The organism is Mucilaginibacter sp. P5_A6 (assembly GCF_056400585.1).
This window is the reverse complement of sequence record NZ_JBFUKZ010000030.1, coordinates 19,439-36,902: the sequence shown is the minus strand read 5'-3', so window position 1 is coordinate 36,902 and position 17,464 is coordinate 19,439. Positions and strand designations below refer to the sequence as shown.

16 protein-coding genes are annotated in these 17,464 nt (G+C 42.2%); 4 read left to right on the top strand and 12 right to left on the bottom strand.

All coding sequences use genetic code 11. The features are described 5' to 3' along the window. Positions 1–108: 108 nt before the first annotated feature. The 12 genes from AC1DO4_RS24820 to AC1DO4_RS24765 form a co-directional block, all read right to left on the bottom strand. Positions 109–1,290 (bottom strand): chromate transporter, encoded by a 1,182-nt coding sequence (locus AC1DO4_RS24820; RefSeq protein ID WP_477420317.1) that lies wholly within the window; start codon positions 1,288–1,290, stop codon positions 109–111. After that, the gene (locus tag AC1DO4_RS24815) at positions 1,275–1,724 is read right to left on the bottom strand and encodes a chromate resistance protein ChrB domain-containing protein (protein WP_477420315.1); all 450 of its coding nucleotides are present in this window, start codon (positions 1,722–1,724) and stop codon (positions 1,275–1,277) included. The genes AC1DO4_RS24820 and AC1DO4_RS24815 overlap by 16 nt, the downstream gene beginning before the upstream one ends. A gap of 24 nt (positions 1,725–1,748) precedes the next feature. Continuing rightward, the gene (locus AC1DO4_RS24810) at positions 1,749–2,738 is read right to left on the bottom strand and encodes a DUF1259 domain-containing protein (protein WP_477420313.1); all 990 of its coding nucleotides are present in this window, start codon (positions 2,736–2,738) and stop codon (positions 1,749–1,751) included. Positions 2,739–2,798: 60 nt separating this feature from the next. After that, a complete protein-coding gene (locus AC1DO4_RS24805; RefSeq protein WP_477420311.1) occupies positions 2,799–3,656 on the bottom strand; it encodes a chromate resistance protein ChrB domain-containing protein in 858 nt (285 codons plus the stop codon). A 149-nt stretch (positions 3,657–3,805) separates the two neighbouring features. Then, on the bottom strand, positions 3,806–4,006 hold the full coding sequence (locus tag AC1DO4_RS24800) for a GDCCVxC domain-containing (seleno)protein (protein ID WP_477420365.1): 201 nt from the start codon (positions 4,004–4,006) through the stop codon (positions 3,806–3,808). An 83-nt stretch (positions 4,007–4,089) separates the two neighbouring features. After that, the gene (locus AC1DO4_RS24795; RefSeq protein WP_477420309.1) at positions 4,090–5,271 is read right to left on the bottom strand and encodes an efflux RND transporter periplasmic adaptor subunit; all 1,182 of its coding nucleotides are present in this window, start codon (positions 5,269–5,271) and stop codon (positions 4,090–4,092) included. A 58-nt stretch (positions 5,272–5,329) separates the two neighbouring features. Further along, entirely contained in the window at positions 5,330–6,541 is a 1,212-nt protein-coding gene (locus tag AC1DO4_RS24790; protein WP_477420307.1) for a heavy metal-binding domain-containing protein, read from the bottom strand. A gap of 31 nt (positions 6,542–6,572) precedes the next feature. Then, positions 6,573–7,802 carry a TolC family protein gene (locus tag AC1DO4_RS24785; protein ID WP_477420305.1) on the bottom strand — a complete coding sequence of 410 codons (1,230 nt, stop codon included), beginning with the start codon at positions 7,800–7,802 and terminating at the stop codon, positions 6,573–6,575. 4 nt (positions 7,803–7,806) lie between these two features. Next, positions 7,807–9,699 carry an efflux RND transporter permease subunit gene (locus AC1DO4_RS24780; protein WP_477420303.1) on the bottom strand — a complete coding sequence of 631 codons (1,893 nt, stop codon included), beginning with the start codon at positions 9,697–9,699 and terminating at the stop codon, positions 7,807–7,809. Next, positions 9,696–10,970 carry an efflux RND transporter permease subunit gene (locus AC1DO4_RS24775; RefSeq protein ID WP_477420301.1) on the bottom strand — a complete coding sequence of 425 codons (1,275 nt, stop codon included), beginning with the start codon at positions 10,968–10,970 and terminating at the stop codon, positions 9,696–9,698. The genes AC1DO4_RS24780 and AC1DO4_RS24775 overlap by 4 nt, the downstream gene beginning before the upstream one ends. Before the next feature lie 48 nt (positions 10,971–11,018). Then, on the bottom strand, positions 11,019–11,264 hold the full coding sequence (locus tag AC1DO4_RS24770; RefSeq protein WP_477420299.1) for a heavy metal-binding domain-containing protein: 246 nt from the start codon (positions 11,262–11,264) through the stop codon (positions 11,019–11,021). Positions 11,265–11,403: 139 nt separating this feature from the next. Beyond that, positions 11,404–11,787: an HYC_CC_PP family protein gene (locus AC1DO4_RS24765; RefSeq protein WP_477420297.1), complete on the bottom strand. Its 384-nt coding sequence runs from the start codon at positions 11,785–11,787 to the stop codon at positions 11,404–11,406. 448 nt (positions 11,788–12,235) lie between these two features. Here AC1DO4_RS24765 and AC1DO4_RS24760 point away from each other — a divergent pair, with 448 nt between their 5' ends. From AC1DO4_RS24760 to AC1DO4_RS24745, 4 genes are all read left to right on the top strand, one after another. Next, positions 12,236–14,206 carry an alpha-L-arabinofuranosidase C-terminal domain-containing protein gene (locus AC1DO4_RS24760; protein WP_477420295.1) on the top strand — a complete coding sequence of 657 codons (1,971 nt, stop codon included), beginning with the start codon at positions 12,236–12,238 and terminating at the stop codon, positions 14,204–14,206. Between the two features lie 142 nt (positions 14,207–14,348). Then, positions 14,349–15,311, top strand: coding sequence for a family 43 glycosylhydrolase (locus AC1DO4_RS24755; RefSeq protein WP_477420293.1), 963 nt, complete (start codon positions 14,349–14,351; stop codon positions 15,309–15,311). 283 nt (positions 15,312–15,594) lie between these two features. After that, a complete protein-coding gene (locus AC1DO4_RS24750; RefSeq protein WP_477420291.1) occupies positions 15,595–16,182 on the top strand; it encodes an RNA polymerase sigma-70 factor in 588 nt (195 codons plus the stop codon). Between the two features lie 200 nt (positions 16,183–16,382). Further along, positions 16,383–17,417 carry a FecR family protein gene (locus AC1DO4_RS24745; protein ID WP_477420289.1) on the top strand — a complete coding sequence of 345 codons (1,035 nt, stop codon included), beginning with the start codon at positions 16,383–16,385 and terminating at the stop codon, positions 17,415–17,417. Positions 17,418–17,464 lie beyond the last annotated feature (47 nt).

The window sequence follows — 17,464 nt, the reverse complement described above, 5'->3', positions numbered from 1 at the left end:
AATCAGGCTTTAGTTTAATTGAAACATTTGCTGGCATCTCCATTCAGAGTAATATTGTTTTTATGGTGACCATCGGCGCAGATTCAGAATATATCTGTCATACAATAGTTATAAGGTTTTAATCAATACGCCAATTATCGCTGCGATGCCGATGATATAGGGTTCTTGCATTTTTTTAACATATAGTAAGGCCAATACCGCGGCTATTGCAATCAATGCAGTAGGGGCATCCACAATAGAACGTAATCCAATTATAATAACAGAGCCAACCAATGCCCCGATAACTGATGCGGTTATTCCGTCTACAAAAGCTTTAATGCTGGCATTTTTGGCGATTTTTTTAAATGAGGGTGCCAGCGCTACGGTGAATAAATAACACGGCAGGAAAGTGGCTAAAGCAGCTACGGCAGCACCCGGAAAACCGGCGACTAAATATCCTATGAATCCTACTGTAATTACGACAGGCCCCGGTGTGATCATTGCTACAGCCACAGCATCCACAAATTGATGCTCTGTTAACCAGCCAAATTCTTTAACTACCCCGCCATGCAAAAAAGGCACGATAGCAAGCCCGCTGCCGAATACAAAGGCCCCGGCTTTGGCAAAGAACCAGGCAATCTCCTGCAATGTTTTGCCCTCATATTTCCAAAAGCCGGTACTGATTAAAATTCCGGTGGGTAATACCGCAGGTTTTTTGATCCATTGCGGTGGAGCTTTGATCAGCATATACAAAATACCACAGGCCAGGAATAGTATTATTTCTTCTCTTTCAGTAATAACTGTTATAACAATCCCCGCAATATAAAACAGCCATAATAACCATTTGGATTTTATGGCTGTTATCTCCAGCTTGCTGATGGATTTTACAGTAAGCTTATAAGCGCTCATCGCAATAATACCGATAACTGCAGCGCCTACTCCATAAAATACCGCCTGCATCCAGGCTAAGCCACCGAAAAGCTGGTAAGCCATACCTAATAAAACCACCATGATAAAAGAGGGCAATACAAAAGCCAGCCCGGTTAATGTTGCGCCAATAAACCCGTAATGCACAAACCCAATATAAATACCCAACTGAGCAGCTAATGGGCCAGGGGCCAGCTGCGCCAGTGCCAATCCTTCCTTATATTCTTCTTCAGTTAGCCATCCTTTGTTTTCAACCAGGTCGCGGTGCATATAGCCAACTAAAGCTACTGGGCCGCCAAAACCCCAGGTGCCAAGTTTCAGGTAATATTTAGTAATATCCAGCAAAGAATAGGCAGGTTTGTATTTGTTTAATTGTTCTTCCATGTGTGTTTTTCTTCCTGTACATATTTGGCCCAGCTATACAGGGCATCATAAATAATTAATCCGATGGCCAGTTGTTCATGGTCATCTTTGAAGTTATAAGATAACCCTGCAGATATGGCCCAAAGACCAGCTGCCTGCTGCGCCAGGTTAAACCTATCTGTGTCTGCACCCCTTACAATCTCCGCGATCTGTAAGATAGCCGGATCGGTTAGGTTGTGTTTTTTGATGATATAATCAAATGTGCAGCGTTCACCTTCGTGCGTATATTCTGCCCCCGCAATGTCATAGGGTATCGCATTTAAAAGTTTTGCTTTTTCAAACACATCCTCTTTAGGCACAAAAATAAATTCAGCCCTGGGGTCAACAAAGTTTTTTATCAGCCAGGGACAGGCAATACGGTCAATTTTCGGCCGTTCACGGGTGATCCATTTCATAAGCTAAAAGTTTAACAGTTTGGTTTACATTTTCATACCACCCATTTTATCGGCTTTTTGGCCCAGCACATCCAATGCCGCCCGGAAACCGTGTGCCAAAGTCGCGGCATTGCCACGGCCATAATAATGCAGGAAAATCATATGCGGATCATCACCCAGCATATGGTTGTGCACCGCCACAACTTCCAGGTTATGCGCCCGTAAGGTTTTAATAACGCCATTCACTTCACTTTGCAGCATAGCTATGTCACCTGCAATATGGGCATCATCCTGTTTGCCGGCAAAAGACGCCCAACTGTTCAGGCCGATATTGGTGGTCATTTCAACGCCCATAGCTATTACTTTCAGATCGCTTCTGCCAACCGTGTATTTATAGGTAGGGCCGTTCACTGTACCTTTATATTTTACAATGGCGTCCAGGGCAGGCAAATCAAAGTTTTCTTTCCCGGTAACCGCAGACGGTGCGGACGGAGCCGGTTGATTAGTGGGGAAAAGTTTGCTGTCCCTGATCGTATCCGCATATTTTTTGGCCAGCTCAGCTACTGTACCTACACCATGAATGTGCATATAAAATATCCGTGGTTCCTCGTAAAAGAAGTGATTATGGATGGCAGCTATCTCCAGCCCATTTGCATGGGCAGCAGAGATCAAAGGATTGACTTCTTCCATTTGTAATACCGTATCACTCATCACCATGGCCGATTTACCATCAACCGTTTTTTTGAATGATACCCAACCGCCAAAACCAAAAGGAATGGGCACCGGTTCTCCCTTAATTTTCATTTTCAGGTCGTTCCTGGGTAATGGGGTTGTGTAAACAGCTTCTGCTTCTTTGTAACTGCCCTTTTTGCCTAAAGCGCTGTCAATGGCGGCCATTTCTTCGGCCGTTAAGGCAGGTGTTTTGCCCTGGGCAATTGGAATAGCTAGTAGTTTATTAACAGGTAACAGCAAGGCTGTTCCTAATACGGCTGAAGCCTGCAGGGCCTGCCGGCGGCTGAATTTCTCTGTTTCCATGTTGATATTGCGATGCTTATGCAATATTAACTAAACATTCGTGCTGAGAATAGTATGGATTTAACTATTGGTATCCGTTTTACTTTTCAGGATGTTTTTTTTGTAGACGGTAGGTAATTGCCCTGTCTGTTTTTTAAAGATCCGTGTAAAATGGCTTTGGTCGGAAAAGCCGGTAAGGTAAGCAATCTCTGTTAGGGAATATTGGGTAGTCTCCATCAGGTGCATCGCTTTTTCGATACGCATTTTGCGGATATATTCCCCAAAAGACAGGTTCTCAAAGTATTTTGAAAACTCCCTTGATAAGTAAGCGGGGTTAATCTCCAGTTCATCGGATGCCTGTTGCAGGCTTAGCGTTAAATTGGTATCTAACTGGTCCTGTATCATTTCTTTTAATTCCCTGGTCCATTCGGGTGCTTTTTTTGAATGCCCCTCTTTCAGGTACTTATGATACACCTCCAGTAAAAGCCCTTCTACCGGCGCCTGTGTATGTTTTTGTTGGTGCAGATATTTGGCCCAGGTGTAAAGCCCGTCATACACTTTCATGCCCAATTCCAATAGTTCATAGTCGTCGGTGATGTTTTTGGACAAACCCATAAATATTGCCGATAAACCTGCCGCCTGTGGTGCAAAATCGTGCCGGTCTGTATCTGCCCCCCGGATGATTGCCGCCATCCGGTCTAAAGCCACATCTTTAAGTTGATGTTTTTTAAGAAAATAATCAAAAGTGCAATGATCTTCGTAATGGCTGTATTCTACACCAGGCAGATCAAACGGCACAGCATTTAATTCCTTCGCCTTTATAATCACCTGGTCAAAGGGAACATAGACAATTTCCGCTTCTGCATCAATGAACCGTTTAATCAGCCAGGGGCAGGCGATGCGGTCAATTTTAGGGTGTTCACGGGTTATCCATTTCATGATTTACAAGCTGGTATTTTGACTCAAAGATATTGTGTGAAAGAGCAATAACACAATAATCATATTTATATCTATAAAAAATAGTTATTGGCTACAGGGATTATCTTTTACCGAATATATGATTAACGAGGTGAGGTAGTTACCGTGGGTTAGCCGCAACACGAATTTCCCAGCTGAACAGGCGGGCATTTAACCGATCCGTAGCTACAGAAAACACAACAATCTCCCTGGCGAGGTTTCAAATAAGCTTCACATTGCTCACAGGTATAAAAATACTGACACGCATTGACCGGCATTTCCTCTTCTTTTTGATAGCCGCAATTCGGACACGTAATTACGGAATTAAGCATTATTTTTTTTGCCATCATGTTAATTATTGTAACCTGATAATCAATTTTATTGTTTTCAACAACACTATTTGCACTGTTGGCAATTACATTTTTATTTCTTCCATTTGTTCATTGCCATTTTTAAAGATAGCTTCGCTGTTTAACAGGTAGGCGCCATTAGTTACCACCACCTCCCCGGCATTTAACCCCGAAAGAACAGGTACATAGCTTTGGTTTCCGGAGCCTGATTTAATAGCTCTTGGCGAAAAGCTACCATCCGTATTTTTAACCCAAACTTTGCTGCCTTTGCCATTTGATAAAACAGCCGATGCAGGTACAGCCAATAAACGGTTATCCCCATTTGCGACAGAAATATAGGCAAGCATGCCGGGCCGGATCAATCCCTGTGCATTGGAAATGCTAATTCTCACCAAATCAACTTTCGAGGCATCCGATAGTTCAGGGTTGATAAATTCAACCTTACCGCTAATCACCTGGCCCCCCAAATCAGGAAAGGCAATACTTACCTGGTCGTTTTGCTTATAGTTTCCGGTTTCGCCGGCATAGATCTGGGCCTGTACCCATAAATTGTTTAATGCCTGTGTTTTCAAAATGGTCATTCCTTCTGTTACATAATCGCCCTCATGTACAGCTATGTCACTAACGGTTCCGCCTATCCTGCTCAATATAGTTGTTGTGGCTGATACTTTGCCGGATGTTGCCAGGCTATTGATCTGGCTTTTTGACAGCCCCCATAATTGCAGCTTGTTTTCTGCGGCGGCAATCAATTGCCTGTAATCTACATCCGGATTGTGCAATACCTTTTGCTGTTGCCTGGCCAGCAGGTACTCCTTTTCAGCTTCCTGTAAGTCCTCGCTGTAAATAGCATATACGGGCTGACCGACGGCTATTTTTTCGCCAACAGTTCTGATATATAATTGTTGTATCCGGCCTGCTATCCGTGCGCTAAGTTCTGCTGCATTATTTTCATCCGTAGTTACTGTTCCGGTGATTGTTTTTTCGCTACCGGTATTTTGTTCTTTTACCGTATCCGTTGCAATACCGGCCAGCTGGATTTGCCTTGCGGTTAATGTTATTTTGTTAGCTGTATTATTGCCGGTACCGGTAAGTTCCACTTTAATCAGTTTCATACCACAGATAGGGCAGTTACCCGCATGCTGCTCATGTACCTGCGGGTGCATAGAACAGGTATAATAAGCTTTATTTGATGTTTTAACCACTTGCGGTTTGTTTTTTTGCCCGCAGGCGCTAAATAGCACAGCCATTAGAATTATATAACATAGAATGCGGGCCGATTTTAATACAGAAGAGTGTTTTTTTATATTAATCATTGCCTTGTGTTTTGATGAAACTTTCACTGTCTGTTAAATATTGGGCATTTGATGCAAGGCTGTCTGTTACGGATAAGCCTTTTATAATTTGTATATCATTGTTGTTTACAGCACCTGTTAAAACCTGGCGAGCCTGGTAGGAGGGACCTTTTTTTAGCCAGACGACTTTTGTGAGGCCTAAATCAGTCAATGCCGATCTGGGGATCCATAATCCGTGGCTCGTGCCGGTTTGTACGGTGGCCTTAACCAGGCTGTTTACTTTTAAAGCATGGGCCATATTGTTGATATACACCCGGATGCTGATGGTTTTATCACCAGCCTGTAAAACAGGTTCAATAAAATTGACTTTACCATTGATCATTTTGCCCGGAATATCCGGTAAACTGATCTTCACCCGCTGGTTCAATTTTAACCCGGAAACAGTCGTCCTGTCAATTTTTATAACAGCCCATAAACTGTGCGGGTTAACTACGTTAAATAAGGTTTGTCCTTTTTCAACATACATGCCTTCCCTGGTAGATAATGGCAAATTATTAGCAAAATCAGACGGTGGTTTTGTATCCGATACTCCGGCCATTTGACTGTGCGCTACATCATGTACATGCCCCTCATAAGGGCTATAAACCGGGAAGCTGTAAAACGCTTTTCCTGTTTTAATTACCTGGTTTACCTGTACTTGTGTCATACCCAGCAGCAATAGTTTTTGCCGGGCCGCATTGATCAACTCCGTTTCCCGGACTGAATTTTTTGTAAGATAGATCAGTTCCTGTTGAGCGGTTACCATATCGGGACTATAAATATCAAAAATGTGCTGACCGGCATGTATTTCCTGGAACGCATATTTGATGTATAGTTTTTCTATACGTCCCGAAAAGCGGGATGCGATGTTATTAAATGTCCGGGTATCAAAATCCAGGTAGCCATCACCGTAAATGTCTGTAGTCACTTCTTTTTGCCGGGGTGTAATTGCCCGGGCCGAAGAAATTACATTGCTGTTAACCGGCTGTAAAACCGTATTAAGGCTGATACCCGCCCCCTCACTGGCCTGGGCGGATTTTTTTACCAGGGTCATGCTACAGATTGGGCAGCTGCCCGGATGATCTTCTATTACCTGCGGGTGCATAGGGCAGGTGTATTTTACATCGCCCGAAGATTGTGTTATAATAGCAGGCTTTTTTTTATCAGAACAAGCAGCGAGCAACATAGTGCTCAACAGTAGGCTTGTCAATATTAGCTTAATACTTTTCATATTCCCTTTCATAAGCTACCTGTAAGGTTAAAAATTCCTGTAAACGATCTAAGGCCGACATCCTTGCCATTTGTAATTCTTTAATGCCGTTGAGTACAGATGGCAGATCACCTGTATTTTGATCATAAGCAAGCAATGCTGTTTTGTAAGCATTTTGCAGCGCCGGAATAATGTTTTGCTGATAGTTTTTCAGCTGCCTTTTTTTACTGCTCATATCTGTTCTCAAACCGGCTAATTGCCCTTGTGCCTGGTTGAGTATGGCTGATCTTTTCTGTTGTAGTTCCTCCACTTCGTAACGGATACCTTTTAGATTGGCCTTGTATTCTTTAGAGGCCCAGGGGACAATGGGTAGGGTAACAGAGCCCATTAAAACATATTGATTGGCATATCCGCCGTAACTGAGCATGTGTGCCGCCTGGATGCCAAAGTCGGGTTTACGCTTGCTGTATTCCATTTTGGCATTTAATTGCTGCAATTCAATGTTTCGGCTTATCTCTTTAATATCACTGCGGTTTGTTGTAAGGGCAGCTGTATCAGTAATAGCCGATTCATAATCTTTCAACACAATATTAGTATCCACCATAAATACAGTTTGTTTATCCCTGTTCATCAGGGTATTCAATATGATATTCTTTTGGCTGATCTCATTATTCAGCTGTTCGCGGGTGTTATCCAGTTCATACAAGTCTGCTTTGGCTTTGTAAATATTACTCAGCTTTTCTTTACCATATGTTAGCCGGATATTGGCATCCTTGAGCATATATTCAAAAAGGCTTTGCGTATGCTGCAATAATGCCAGTTTCTTTTCCAGTACCACCCGTTCGTAATAATATTGCTTTGCCTGAGCAACGAGCTGGTTTTTCAGGCAATTTTTTTCCTCGGCCGTTACCTTCGATATTCCTTTCATATAATCCTCCTTGGCCCGGAGCTTGGCCGGGTTGGTGAACGTTTGCTCGCCACTTATCATAAAAGAGCCCATGTTTGGATTTGCCTGGTAAGGCGTCTGGTATTGCCCCGCGCTAATCTTTGGTGCATCCAGGCTTTTGGCCCCGGTTGCATAAGCATCCTGAGAGCTGATCTTAGCATCATATGCCTGCAAAGCCGGGTTAACGGCAATTTGTGCCAGGACACTATCCAGCGGTAATCGTTGCGCCTGTACTGTTATGCAGCTAAGGCAAATCAGCAGGGTATATATAATTTGATATTTCGTTTTCATGATATTATTCCTTTACCTCCAATACTTCCAGCCTGCCATATTTCTTTAATTCGTATTCCTTTACCATCAAAAAGATTAGCGGGGTAACCAGTAAAATATGTGTGGAAGAGGTTAATACACCGCCAATCATCGGCAGTACAATTGGCAGCATCACATCGCTGCCGGTTCCGGTTGCCCAAAGCACAGGCACCAAACCAAACAGGGCTACACAAACGGTCATGAGTTTAGGCCTTAAGCGCTTAACCGCGCCGTTCATTACATAAACCCGCAGGTCTTCCCTGGTAATAGTTTCTTTTGAATTGCCTTTTAAGGCAACCAGTTGCTGCATGGCATCGTTCAAATAAATCACCATAACTATCCCGGTTTCCACAGCAATACCGAACAGGGCAATAAAGCCCACGGCTACAGCGACTGATAAATGCACGCCAAAAAAATAAACCATGTAAGCACCGCCTATAAGCGCAAACGGAATACTGATAAGGCTAAAAAATGCTTCGCGGATAGAATGAAATGCAAAGTACAGGCAGGCGAATATGATAATGAACACCACCGGTAAAATTAATTTCAGCGTATGTTCCGCGCGGATCAGGTTTTCATACTGACCGCTCCATTCAATAAAATAGCCCTTCGGCAGTGATTTAACCATCGTGTTTAATCTGTTCTGTGCTTCCTGCACGGTACTTCCTAAGTCCCGGTCGCGAACATTGAACAATACAGTGCCGCGTAATAAAGCATTTTCAGACTGGATCATTGCCGGGCCATCGCTAATCCTGATATCGGCAACAGAGGATAATGGCACCGGACCGTAAGATGGTGTTTGTACCAGTGTACGTTTAATCTCGTCTAAATTGCTCCTGTAATCCTGCGCCAAACGCAGGTTTACGCTGAAACGCCTGCGCCCTTCAATGGTTGGGGTAAGGTTCATGCCGCCCAGGGCGCTTTCTACCACCTGGTTTACATCATCTACACTTAACCCATACCTGCCAATGGCATCTTTATTCGCCTGTATGTCCAGGTATTTGCCGCCTGTAATGGGGTCAACATACAGATCTTTTACCCCGTTGATACCCAACAGAGCCTGTTTCATTTGGTTGGATAAGGCATAAATAGTATCCAGGTTTTGCCCGTATACCTTCAATCCAACATCGGTACGTATACCCGTTGAAAGCATATTGATGCGATTGATGATTGGCTGTGTCCAGCCGTTCACTACGCCGGGTATCTGTAGCTTGGCATTCAACTCATTAACGATATCTTCCTTTTTAATTCCCTTGCGCCATTCGCTGGCAGGTTTTAACAGGATAATAGTTTCCACCATGCTGATGGGCGAATTATCGGTAGCTGTATTGGCACGTCCGGCTTTACCCAACACATTCTTAACTTCGGGGATGCTTTTAATGATCCTGTCCTGTACCTGTAAAAGCTGCTTCGCTTCGGAATTGGAAATATCCGGTAAGGTAACCGGCATAAACAGGATTGTACCTTCGTCAAGCGGTGGCATAAATTCGCTGCCTAAACTCAATAATAGTGGTACGCTAACGAGTAATGCAATTACGTTAATGCCTATGGTGGTTTTGCGCCAGGTAATGCACCAGTGCAGTATTGGGCTGTATAGCTTTTCCAGTGTACGGTTCAGTGGGTTATGCTCGTCTGTTCTTAATTTACCTTTCAGAAAAAAGGAGATCAGCACAGGCGCCAGTGTAACCGCCAGGATTGCATCAATAGCGAGGATGAATGTTTTAGTCCAGGCCAGAGGGCCAAACAGTTTACCTTCCTGTCCTTCCAGTAAAAATACCGGCAGGAATGATGCAACGATAATCAGCGTAGAAAAGAACACGCCCCGGCCAACTTGTTTGCAGGATGCTTCTATGATTTTAATTCGTTCTGTTGCGGTCATGATCTTTCTTTTTCTTGTGCAATGGATAAATTCCGGTGCGAGTTTTCAACCATCACAATACCGTTATCTACTATCACCCCAATGGCTAAAGCGATGCCCGTTAATGACATGATATTAGATGATATGCCAAAAGCGTTAAGCAGTATAAAGCTGGCTGCTATGGTAATAGGTATCTGTATAATAATACTCAGGGCGCTTCGCCAGCTAAACAGGAACAGGATAACAATAATGGATACCGTGATCATTTCCTCAATCAGCGTACGCTTAACGGAGCCAATGGCATTTTCTATCAGTTCGCTACGGTCATAGGCGATCCTGAATTTTACACCAGGTGGTAAGCCTTTTTGGATGTCGTTCATTTTATCCTTAACCGCATGAATCACCTTGTCGGCATTTTCTCCATACCGCATCACCACAATCCCGCCAACGGCTTCGCCTTCACCATTTTGGTCAAAGATTCCTAAGCGTTCATCGCCGCCCATTTGAACGGTGGCAATATCTTTTACCCTCACCGCAACAGTTTTAATAACGCCGACGGAAATATTCTCCACATCGGGTAACGACTTGATATAACCCAGGCCGCGAACGATATAACCTGTGCCATTCATTTCAAACTTTCGGCCTCCCACATCATTGTTATTGCTTTTTACCGCTTTAAGTACCTGCGATAAGGGAATATTGTAATAGTTGAGTTTATGCGGGTCTATATTGATCTGGTATTGCTTTTGAAAGCCGCCGAATGAGGCCACTTCACTAACGCCGGATACTGTTTGCAGCCCCAGTTTAATATACCAGTCCTGCAAGGCCCTCTGTTCGCCAAGGTCAATCCCTTTTGCATCCAGTGTGTACCACAAAATATGGCCCACCCCGGTTCCGTCTGGCCCTAATGTTGGTGTAATACCTTTGGGTAATAAACGCTGAGCATAGTTAAGCCGTTCCAGTACCCGGCTTCGCACCCAATACACATCGGCCTTATCCTCAAAAACAATATAAACAAAGCTCATCCCGAACATGGAGGTAGCGCGTATAGCTTTTACTTTTGGAATGCCCTGTAAATTACTCACCAACGGGTAAGTTACCTGGTCTTCCATGATCTGCGGGCTGCGGCCCTGCCACTCGGTGAATACGATCACCTGGTTATCCGAAAGATCGGGGATGGCATCAATGGGGTTTTCCTTAACCGCGTAGGCTCCCCAGCAAAAAAGCATAATCGCGATAAGCAAAACAATATACCTGTTTTTTAAAGACAGGGTAATAAGTTGATTAATCATCTTAATGGTTTTGATAATCCCGGTGCTCATGCACCGGGATTAAATGAATTACATTTTCATTGATGCAGCTTTCTTTTTAGCAGTTTCCTTTTTTACTAAAGCCATACCGCATTTAGGGCATTTTCCGGGTTTATCGCTCAATACCTCTGGGTGCATGGTGCAGGTGTATTGTACTTTAACAGGCTTAACCTTTTTGGCTTTAGTGGTGTCGGAAACGGCTGTAGTTGAGTGGGATGCAAATACGGTTGCAGCCGAAAACAAAATGGCCATAGCCATCAGCATTACTTTTTTCATGATTATAAAAAATTAAAAATGGATAAATGGCACAAGACGTTATAAGCCCTGCGGGTTGATTATAAATTAAGATGATGGATTTTCAATCTAAAGATTAGCCAGACTACAGATTGTAAAGGCTAAAGAGAAAAGGTACAAGTCAGATCCTGTAAGTACAGTTGCGGGTATAAATAGGTATATCGCTGCTACCCGGAGGGGCATTGCTTTGATAACTGGTATTTTGATTATGATCGTTAACAATAACTGCCGGATTCCATGAATTGAGAAATGGAAGAATTACAGGTGATAGCTCATTAAAAACAAAAGAATCGGCACTTACATGCGTATCCTTGATCTTGAAAGATTGTTTTTCGTTTTTACAGCAGTTCTCGCTTCTTAACGATTTTTGATCCTGCTTATCAGCTGCACCATAGATAAAGGTAACCGAAGCCAGCTTACCGCAGCAGTAAAAACGGTTAACCCCAATACCCACACAGGATAAAAGGTAAATGGCCGTTAATATGATGAGTGCGGAACGTTTCACACATCGAATATACTTACTTTAATTAAAAAAATACATAATCCGATGGTTTAAGGCTAAAATTTTACTTTTAACAAGCTTGCATTTATAACTAAAACAACCGTGCTATCACCCTCAATATAGCCTCCAACTGCAGCAAATAAAACCTTGCAAGAAGAAAACCTGGCTTTACTTTATAATATAATATTATTGTTATTTTAACACTTATGTTTATTGGAAATTAACATGGGGCATAAAGAGTCATTTGTTTCATTATGTAATCATACGAGGTTTAAACGGGTTGTTTTTGGCACATTTTTTTTCAGGAACAAAAAAATGCAAATTTTTTGTCTGAAAATATAATTGTTCTTTATACATTTATAAAATAAATCAACCCCGGTAGAGGTCGGGGCAAACCAAAATAAACTTAATAACGCTATTTCTTTAGCGTGCTAAAACAACCTATTGATAAATGAAAAAAGTAACTTTTATCTCCATTGCACTATCGTGCTTTTTTATTGCAGCGCGCCTGAATGCGCAAACTGTTAAATTAACATTGGATCTGGGCAAAGATGGGGTAGATGTAAGTTCAAAATTATATGGATTAATGACAGAGGAGATCAACCACTCCTATGATGGCGGGCTGTATGCAGAGCTGGTAAGGAACCGGGTTTTTAAAGACAATCCTAAAGCGCCTGATAATTGGGCAGTAGTGGAATACGGGGGCGGAAAAGGAAATATTCAGCTGGATGAAAAGCAAGCCATTAACGCTTCACTAAGTACCTGTTTAAAGCTTGATGTGACCAAAGATGGCGGACGGGTTGGTATAGCTAACGAAGGTTACTGGGGAATACCGGTAAAACCGCAAACCACCTATAAAGCTTCGTTTTATGCCAAAGCTACAGACGAGGCTGCCGGACCTTTAACTGTAAGCATTAAAAATAATGATGGTACTGTAACCTATGCTTCGGCGCCTGTTACATTAAGTAAAGGCGAATGGAAAAAGTATGAGGTACAATTAAGTACCGGTAATAATATTAAACCAACCTTACAAGCCCGTTTTGTGATCTCTGCCAGCCATACTGGCACCTACTGGTTTAACCTGGTTTCATTATTTCCACCTACCTTTAATAATCGCCCTAATGGCAACAGGACCGATATTATGCAATTGATGGCAGATATGAAACCTACATTTCTGCGTTTCCCGGGAGGTAATTACCTGGAGGGCGACTGGTTTTCTACCCGTTTTCCATGGAAAAATACATTAGGGAAGCTTGAGGAACGCCCGGGGCATGCCGGTTGCTGGAGTTACCGTTCATCTGATGGGATGGGTTTGCTGGAGTTTTTAGAATGGTGCGAAGATTTGAAAATGGAACCCTTACTTGCAGTTTATGCCGGCTATACGCTTAAAGGCGACCATATTGATGCCGGTCCGTTTTTAAAGCCATTTGTTGACGATGCTTTAGAAGAGATTGAATATGTAACTGGAGATATTAACACCAAATGGGGGGCAAAGCGTGCGCAGGATGGGCATCCCGAACCATTTAAGCTTACATATATTGAAGTGGGCAATGAGGATGGTTTTGACAAATCGGGAAGCTATGATGGTCGTTTTACCCAGTTCTATGATGCAATAAAAACAAAGTATCCGCAATTACAGATCATTTCGACAATAGGCGGAAGGGATCCCCTTGGTGCAAGATTTGAAATTAAAAGCCGCAAACCAGAGGTGATTGATGAGCATTATTACCGTAACGCATGGGAGATGGAGCAAGATGCAGCTCATTATGATAATTATGACCGTAGCGGCCCAAGGATATTTGTTGGTGAATGGGCAACCCGCGAGGGAAGTCCAACTACTAACATGAATGCAGCATTAGGAGACGCGGCCTGGATGACCGGCATGGAACGCAACTCCGATCATGTAGTTATGTCATGCTATGCGCCGCTTTTTGTAAATGTTAGTCCGGGAGCTATGCAGTGGAAGTCTGATTTGATAGGTTATGATGCTATCGCAAGTTTTGGCTCACCATCATATTATGCGCAAAAAATGTTCAGTAATTACCTGGGCAATAAAGTTGTTCAGGTAAGCGGAGAGAATATCCCTACGCAAACCAATAAATCGGCAAAAGATAAAAATGCAGCTATACCGGCATTATTTTATGTTGCTACTAAAGATAGCAAAACCGGGTCTGTGTATCTTAAGGTAGTAAATGCATCGGGTAAAGCCCAGTCTGTTACAATTGATATGAAAGGCGCCGGAAAAGTATCCGGAAACGGAACGCTTATAGTATTAAAGGGAAATAGTCCTGAAGATACCAATAGCATAACCGAACCGGAAAAAATAGTGCCTGTAAGTAAAAAGATCAAGGGGATAGGTAAAACATTTACGCGGGTTTTTGATGCATACTCTGTTAACGTACTACAGGTACAAACCCGGTAAGGTTTAATTTAAATCCCTCATTATTCACTAACCGTAATCAGAACAAAAACAAGGGAGATCGACGGTTCATCAAAAGTTATAAAATGAGTTGTGCGGTTTAATCAGCCGCACAACTATTTAATCAATCATTACTTAATATAAAATGAAACAACTTATTGCTATTTCCTTCATGCTGTTATTCTTGCATCATTCGTCTGCAGGGCAGGTAAAAGATATGGATACTACAAAGGCGCCGGGGCCTGTTTTACCGGGGAAATATGCCGACCCAGATATTGCCGTTTTTAACAACCGCTTTTATATTTACCCTACTACCGACGGAACAGAAGGGTGGATGTCTGATTATTTTACCTGCTGGTCATCTGCTGATATGGTGCACTGGAAAAATGAAGGAACAATCCTTAATCTGAAAAAAGATCTTCAATGGGCCAGTGAGCGGGCCTGGGCTCCGGCAATTGCTTATAAAAACGGGAAGTACTATTTTTATTACTCTGCAGATACCAATATTGGAGTAGCAGTCTCAGATCGCCCTGAAGGTCCTTTCAGAGATCCGCTGAACAAGCCATTGGTAGCGAAGGCCGCTTTTAAAGGCCAGATGATTGATCCAATGGTTTTTGTGGATGATGACGGGAGCGCTTACCTGTATTGGGGGCAGGGGAATTGCCATATGGTAAAGCTTCATGATGATATGATTTCATTTGATGCTGATAAGGTTACTACCATTCGTCCCGAAGGGTATAATGAGGGCCCTTTTATGATTAAACGGCAAGGTACTTATTATTTGATGTGGTCGGAGTACGATACGCGGGATCCCCGTTATTCTATTGCTTATGCTACAAGTAAATCACCATTGGGGCCTTTTGTGAAGGCCGAAGGGCAAGCCATCCTGAAAGGAAAAGGGGGTGTGAAGGGTGCAGGCCATCATTCGGTAGTGCAGGTGCCAGGCAAAGACGAATGGTACATTGCCTATCACCGTTTTGCCATTCCGGATGGAAATGGCTACAACCGCGAAACATGTATTTCGCCAATGAGGTTTGATACAAAAGGAAATATAATACCGGTGAATGTATTTGAGCGAATAAAACCAGTTAAAATTAAAACTCAGTAGCATGGTATAACCGCAACCCTTTGATACATTGCCAAGATTATTCTTTCATCTTTAAAAGTTAAATTAAAATAGCCTCTTTTCCGGGAGCCTTCATTACTGTTCAAAATAAATCGCAAAAAATAACTGTGGTTTTTACACTTTTTAGTTTTTATTTATACATTAGTGCTGCCAACACTAAATTTTGTAATTCAAACCAATTATGAGCAATGACCGATTTGGACGAAGATTCATCCCGGTTTTTTGACGGAATGTTTGTATCAAAAAAAACACTTGTTTTTAGCAAATGGAAAACCCGGTAGCGATGACTGATGAAGATATCTGGCTTCAATTAAACACAACAAATGATACTGTTGTATTTATTGAAATATACAATCGTTATCATGCTCAGTTGTATGCTGCTGCCTGCAAACGTTGTTCGTCAGCTGAAATTGCGGAAGAAATAGTACAGGACCTTTTTATCAATTTGTGGAGAAACAGGGCTACCATTAAAATAAATTCTTCCCTAAGCGGATATCTGTTCACGTCAATCCGTAACCTGGTATTGAATCAAATTCAAAAAGAGGCTGTCAGGAAAAAAGCTTATGAATCGCTTATTCTTGAAAATACCGATTATGATAACTCTACCGAGGAAATACTCATAGCTAACGATTTAAACCACCAGGTGGATATAAACCTGGGTTCGCTTCCAGATAAATGCCGCTCGGTATTCGAGCTTAGCCGCAAGCAGTATAAAAGCAATAAGCAAATTGCCCACGAATTAGGGATTTCCGAAAAAACCGTCGAAAATCATATCACAAGGGCCTTAAAATATCTACGTGTCAGCCTTCATTATATGCTGCTATCTCTGGCCGCTTTTGTTTTTTTTAATTAAATAATCGCCTGTTTATTTATCCCACCAACTGCCTGTTGAGTTTTATCATTTCCCGCGTACGGCAAACACCAACTACAATGATGTCGGCATACGCTTAAATATCTTTTTTCTATAAATATTTTATAGCAAGTAGGGGGCTGGGGCATCGACAACTGTCATATCTGTATAACCACTAATTTTAAACCCATTAATCCAATTAAATGGAACCTATTTCACCCGAATTAATACAGAAATACCTCAGTGGGGCCTGTTCACCCGAAGAGGAGCATATTGTGCTTAATTGGTATAATTCTTTTGAAATCAAAGCCGATCCATATGACCAGCTAAATATTCACCAGCGGCATGAATTAAGGTTAAGAATGCTGGCCAATATTGAATCTGGCATTAGCCCTGCTCAAAACGGCAAAACAGGAACGTTAAAAATCATAAAATACATTGGTTATGTTTTGGGAGCGGCAGCTACAATATTACTATTCATAAAAGTCCCCGGTTTTTTAAATAATCAAAAACAGCATCAATCAGCCAGCTATGTGCTGAACGAGGAAGTAAGCATTACCAACCGTACACATACTATTTATAAACAAGTATTACCCGATAAAAGCATTGCCTGGCTTAGCCCGGGGGCACACATAAGCTATCATAAAGTATTCAGCAAAAATTTAAGGGAAATTAAGTTATCAGGAGAATCATTTTTTGAAGTAACTAAAGATAAGGCACATCCGTTTGTGATTTACAGCGATCATATCACTACAAGGGTATGGGGTACCAGTTTTAGGGTGCATGATAGCAAAAATGCGGCTACAGCAGAGGTGGCTGTGGTTACGGGCAAGGTATCTGTTGAAATTGCTGCCGGAGGGAAACGGGAGAGTTTATTTGCAACTAAAGCCGGTTTAAATAACAATGTGATGTTATTACCCCGGCAAAAGGTGGTTTATGGAAAAATAAACCATGATTTAAAAGTAGGCCGGGTAGCCGAACTTTCGTCTTTAAATATTTGGCAGAAGGCCGACCTTTCTTTTGAAAAAACGTCGCTGCATGATGTGATACAGGCTCTTAACAAACAATTTAATGTAGAGATAGTGCTGCAGGATAAAACTTTAAACAACTATATATTACAGGCAGATTTTAATGATCAAAGTTTGCCCGACATTATGGAGATGTTAAAAAAGCTGTTAAAGCTAACCTATGTAACGGATGGGGAGAAGTTTACGTTGCAGAAGGAATACACTAATTAACCAATTATTATTAAACTTAAATTTCGCGCTGTATGAAAAAATAAAAA

Coding starts and splice junctions, on each gene's coding strand:
- AC1DO4_RS24750 (WP_477420291.1), top strand. CDS start 15,595: ATGGAAAACCCGGTAGCGATGACTGATGAAGATATCTGGCTTCAATTA.
- AC1DO4_RS24775 (WP_477420301.1), bottom strand. CDS start 10,970: ATGATTAATCAACTTATTACCCTGTCTTTAAAAAACAGGTATATTGTT.
- AC1DO4_RS24795 (WP_477420309.1), bottom strand. CDS start 5,271: ATGGCTGTGCTATTTAGCGCCTGCGGGCAAAAAAACAAACCGCAAGTG.
- AC1DO4_RS24780 (WP_477420303.1), bottom strand. CDS start 9,699: ATGACCGCAACAGAACGAATTAAAATCATAGAAGCATCCTGCAAACAA.
- AC1DO4_RS24785 (WP_477420305.1), bottom strand. CDS start 7,802: ATGAAAACGAAATATCAAATTATATATACCCTGCTGATTTGCCTTAGC.
- AC1DO4_RS24820 (WP_477420317.1), bottom strand. CDS start 1,290: ATGGAAGAACAATTAAACAAATACAAACCTGCCTATTCTTTGCTGGAT.
- AC1DO4_RS24745 (WP_477420289.1), top strand. CDS start 16,383: ATGGAACCTATTTCACCCGAATTAATACAGAAATACCTCAGTGGGGCC.
- AC1DO4_RS24815 (WP_477420315.1), bottom strand. CDS start 1,724: ATGAAATGGATCACCCGTGAACGGCCGAAAATTGACCGTATTGCCTGT.
- AC1DO4_RS24800 (WP_477420365.1), bottom strand. CDS start 4,006: ATGCTTAATTCCGTAATTACGTGTCCGAATTGCGGCTATCAAAAAGAA.
- AC1DO4_RS24755 (WP_477420293.1), top strand. CDS start 14,349: ATGAAACAACTTATTGCTATTTCCTTCATGCTGTTATTCTTGCATCAT.
- AC1DO4_RS24810 (WP_477420313.1), bottom strand. CDS start 2,738: ATGGAAACAGAGAAATTCAGCCGCCGGCAGGCCCTGCAGGCTTCAGCC.
- AC1DO4_RS24770 (WP_477420299.1), bottom strand. CDS start 11,264: ATGAAAAAAGTAATGCTGATGGCTATGGCCATTTTGTTTTCGGCTGCA.
- AC1DO4_RS24760 (WP_477420295.1), top strand. CDS start 12,236: ATGAAAAAAGTAACTTTTATCTCCATTGCACTATCGTGCTTTTTTATT.
- AC1DO4_RS24805 (WP_477420311.1), bottom strand. CDS start 3,656: ATGAAATGGATAACCCGTGAACACCCTAAAATTGACCGCATCGCCTGC.
- AC1DO4_RS24790 (WP_477420307.1), bottom strand. CDS start 6,541: ATGTTGCTCGCTGCTTGTTCTGATAAAAAAAAGCCTGCTATTATAACA.